Source organism: Deltaproteobacteria bacterium (genome assembly GCA_012522415.1).
GTDB lineage: Bacteria > Desulfobacterota > Syntrophia > Syntrophales > JAAYKM01 > JAAYKM01.
Genome location: JAAYKM010000033.1, coordinates 1 through 4,465 on the forward strand (window position 1 = coordinate 1; position 4,465 = coordinate 4,465).

At 61.1% G+C, this 4,465-nt stretch carries 4 protein-coding genes; 2 read left to right on the forward strand and 2 right to left on the reverse strand.

The genetic code is table 11. From position 1 onward, the window contains the following. Positions 1 to 683: tRNA-dihydrouridine synthase family protein (locus tag GX147_02910; GenBank protein ID NLN59658.1), on the reverse strand; the 683-nt coding region annotated here is incomplete at its 3' end. Next, entirely contained in the window at positions 680 to 1,447 is a 768-nt protein-coding gene (locus tag GX147_02915) for an NTP transferase domain-containing protein (protein ID NLN59659.1), read from the reverse strand. The genes GX147_02910 and GX147_02915, both read right to left, overlap by 4 nt. A 416-nt stretch (positions 1,448 to 1,863) precedes the next feature. Here GX147_02915 and purD point away from each other — a divergent pair, with 416 nt between their 5' ends. Together purD and purH are read left to right on the forward strand one after the other, a co-directional pair. After that, positions 1,864 to 3,186, forward strand: coding sequence for a phosphoribosylamine--glycine ligase (purD, locus tag GX147_02920; protein ID NLN59660.1), 1,323 nt, complete (start codon positions 1,864 to 1,866; stop codon positions 3,184 to 3,186). 118 nt (positions 3,187 to 3,304) lie between these two features. After that, a partial coding sequence (gene purH / locus GX147_02925; GenBank protein NLN59661.1) for a bifunctional phosphoribosylaminoimidazolecarboxamide formyltransferase/IMP cyclohydrolase occupies positions 3,305 to 4,465 on the forward strand: 1,161 nt, incomplete at its 3' end.

A 4,465-nucleotide genomic window follows, 5' to 3' on the forward strand; every position in this document is an offset into this window, starting at 1 on the left:
AAGGCACCCCGTCCCACCATACAGGCGTCGCAGCGGAACATGTTTTTCAGCCTCGCCACATCGGAGCCCTTACGGATGTCTCCATTACCGATGACGGGAATCGACAGCCTTTCCTTTACCCGCCCGATCATATGCCAGTCGGCCGCCCCGGAAAAACCCTGATCCGCCGTTCTGCCATGAACGATGACGGCGTCCACCCCGCAATCCTCCGCCATAGCCGCAACCTCGAGGACGTTGACGGCATTCCGGCTCCAACCCAGGCGCATCTTGACGGTCAGGGGTACGCGGACGGCGGGTCTGACCGCGCGCAGGATCCTCTTTATCAGGTCGGGCGTTTTCATCAGGGCCGCACCGGCTCCCCCCCGCACCACCTTGCGGACCGGACAGCCCATATTGATATCGACAAGATTCGCCCCCTGCGCCTCGACGATCCTCGCCGCTTCCGCCAGGGTCCCCGGATCCGAGCCGAACAGTTGCACCCCGAGGGGCCGGTCTCCGGCGGCGGAATCAAGATAACGGCGGCTTTTCATCGCCCCCTGAACCAGGCCCATAGCGCTGATCATCTCCGTGAAGGCGAGATCGCAGCCGTGTGTCCGGGCGATCATTCGGAAAGGAAGGTTGGTGATCCCCGCCATGGGCGCCAGAAAGACGCCGTCCGCAAGTTCCAGGGTTCCGATTTTCAATAACGTCCCCGCCCCTCCAAAATAAGCCGGTATTCCTCGGCCTCCTTCAGTTCCCCCGGCGTATTGATCCCCATGACGGAACGGCTGTCCTCAGCCACACAGGCATGGACCACCAGACCTTCCCGGTTCGCCAGTTCAACGATATCCGTAAGATAGTATTCCTTTTGCGTGTTGTCATCGGCAATTTGATGGACCGCCGCAAACAGGAAGGAAGCCTTCGCAAGGTAAATCCCCGCGTTTATTTCCCGGATGCTCTTTTCTTCATCCGTCGCATCCCGTTCTTCGACTATTCTTTTCGGTACTCCCGCCTCGTCCCTGACGATCCGTCCATATCCCCGGGGTTCCTCCATCCGGGCGGTCAAAACCGACACGACGGCGCCCGATGCCCCGTGTTCATGGCGAAAGCGCCTCACCGTTTCAAGGGACAGGAAGGGTACATCGCCGCAGAGGATCAGCACATCGCCCCTGTAGCCCTCGTAAGCGTCCCGGGCCTGGAGGACGGCATGACCCGTACCCAGGAGTTCCCTTTGTTCCATGAAAACCAGGCCCCGCCCGGAAAAGGCCTCCCGGACCAAGTCCCCCCGATGGCCGACAATCACGACCACCTCTTCCGTTCCCACCTCCCGGGCCAGCCGGACGACGTAATCGAGGATCGGCCTCCCCCCGATTTGGTGGAGAACCTTGGGGAGATCCGACCCCATCCGGCTTCCCTTTCCCGCCGCGAGAATCAGGGTTTTCAAGGGTTCTTTTTTCTGTTCCGTCATGTTCTTCCATCCACACCACAAATGATCGGTCCGCCGCCACGAGCCCGCACTCCCGCCAAGACACATAGGGAACGCAAACGATTCGGCCTGTTCATTTTTTTCTGGCCTCTATCAGCTAAACCGGGGACTGTCAAGGAGAGGCAGGGCGGGGCCCGATGGCCCCCCTCCTCCTCCCTTATTTCCCGTTCAGGGGTTTCGGCCACCCCATCACCAATTTGTTTGACTCCCATACCCTTTTTCGATATGTAAACGACGTCGTGTTCGTTCCGATGTCCGGCCGCTGCAAAATCGGCGTCACCCGGTCAAACCCGTGTCTTCCGCGCGTGACCGGGAAAGAACGAAGTCCCGGACCTTCAGTGAAACTGGGCCGGTAACCGAGTCGAAACACCGAAAGATCCTCAAGGAGAAAACAGAAAATGAACGTCCTGTTGATCGGCAACGGCGCCCGGGAACACGCCTTGGCGGAGGCCATTGTCCGTTCCCGTCATCATCCCCGCCTTTACGCCTTCATGAAAAACAACAACCCCGGCATCGCCGGCCTTTGCTCCGCCACAGCAGCGGGCTCCTATGGCGATCTCGAGGACATCTGCGACAAGGCCCGCTTCTGGTCGATTGATTTTGCCGTGATCGGCCCGGAAGATCCCCTCGACAAGGGCGTGGTGGACGCACTGAGGGCCATCGGCATTCCCGCGATCGGCCCCACCCGGAGTCTCGCCCGCCTGGAGACGTCCAAGACCTTCACCCGCGACCTCCTCGCCAGGTACGGTATCCCCGGAAACCCCCGTTTTCAGAACTTCTCATCCCTGGATGGGGTGGAGCGGTTTCTGGATACGATGGAGGAAAGCGTTCTGAAGCCCGACGGCCTCACGGGGGGAAAGGGGGTCTTGGTCCAGGGCGATCACTTGAAGGACAAGGCGGAGGCCCTGGCCCTGTGCAAGGACATGCTCAGCGAACATGCCTCCCTCATGATCGAAGAAAAGCTGGAAGGGGAAGAATTTTCCCTCCAGTGCATTTCCGACGGCAAAATGGTCCTCGCCACCCCCGCCGTACAGGATCACAAGCGCCGCTTCGCCGACGACAGGGGACCCAACACGGGCGGAATGGGCTCTTACTCGGACGGCAACCACATGCTCCCCTTTCTCGAACCCGAAGACGTCGCCCAGGGTCTGGCCATCACCCGCCGCGTGGCCGACGCCCTACTCCGGGAAACGGGGGAACCCTACAGGGGCGTCATGTACGGGGGGTTCATGGCCACACGAAACGGCGTCAGGCTTCTGGAATACAACGCCCGCTTTGGCGACCCCGAGGCCATGAACATCCTGCCCCTGCTGAAGACCGACTTTGTCGATCTCTGCCGGGCCGTCATCGACGGCGCCCTGGATCGCCTCCCCGTCGAATTCGAGCGCCAGGCCACGGTCTGCAAGTACATCGTCCCGAGGGGTTACGGCCTTCCCAAGGATCATCCCGACGCCGGCTCCACGTCCGCGGAAATCGCGATCGGCGATGTCGGACCGGCCCGTCTTTATTACTCTTCAGTGGATCAGAAAATGGACGGTCTGCACATGACGACATCGCGGGCCATCGCCGTCGTGGGGATCGCCGACACCCTCGAGGCGGCTGAAAAAATCGCCGAAGACGCCGTGACGGCGGTCAGAGGTCCGGTGGCGCACCGGGCGGACATCGGCACGGCGGCCCTGATCGAAAAACGGGTAAGGCACATGGCGCAAATCAGGGGTTGAAAGGGGAATCCATCGCCCCCCATCCTGGGGGGAGCGATACGCAACAGGCTTCACCCTTCACTTCAACGGAATAGAGATCACAACGGCCATACAGACTTTTGCAAGGAGAAGAGAACTCATGAATCTGAACACGATCAAACGGGTACTGATCAGCGTAACAGACAAAAGGGGCATCGTCGATTTCGCCCGGGACCTAGCGGCATTCAACGTCGAAATCCTGTCCACGGGGGGAACGGCGGCACAGCTCCGCGACAGCGGCATCACCGTCCGCGACGTGTCCGACTACACGGGCTTTCCCGAAATGATGGACGGCCGTTTGAAGACCCTGCACCCGAAAATCCATGGAGGGCTCCTGGCCCTGAGGGACAACGACAGCCACATGGCGGCTCTGTCCGAGCACGGCATCGAATCGATCGACATGGTCGTCATCAACCTCTACGCCTTTGAAAAGACCGTCGCCCAGCCGGGCTGTTCCCTCGGCCAGGCCGTCGAACATATCGACATCGGCGGCCCGACGATGCTCCGGGCCGCCTCGAAGAACTACCGCTTCGTCACGGTGGTCACCGACCCGGGGGATTACGGCCGGATCATCGCCGAAATGAAGGAAACGGGGGGAAAGATTTCCGAGGCGACCAACTTCGCCCTGGCCGTGAAAACCTTTCAGACCACGGCGCGTTACGACGGCGCCATTTCAAACTACCTGGGAAAACTCGCCCCCTACGGCGGCGAAACCCGGGATTTCCCGGATACCCTCACCATGCAGTTTAGAAAGGCCCAGGACCTGCGCTACGGGGAAAACCCCCACCAGAAGGCGGTCTTTTACACGGAAACGGACCCCGACGTTTCGTCCATTTCAAACGCCAGGCAGATTCAGGGCAAGGCCCTCTCCTACAACAACATCATGGACAGCGACGCCGCCTGGCAGGCCGTCTCCGACTTCCCGCTGCCCGCCGCCGTGATCATGAAGCACGCCAATCCCTGCGGCGCCGCGACCTTCTCGGGAGAACTCGCCGACGTTTACCTGAAGGCCCTGGAGACGGACCCCGTTTCCGCCTTCGGCGGGATCGTCGCGTTCAACCGCCCCATCGACAAGAAAACGGCGGAGGAACTGGCCAGGATCTTCCTGGAAGTGATCATCGCCCCCGGCATCGACGCCGACGCGGCGGCCGTCCTGGAAAGCAAGAAAAACGTCCGGGTCCTCATCATCCCCCAAAGGGACGGCAGCGGGGCCGGTTACGATTTCCGCCGTGTCGTCGGCGGTCTTCTGGTCCAGGACCGG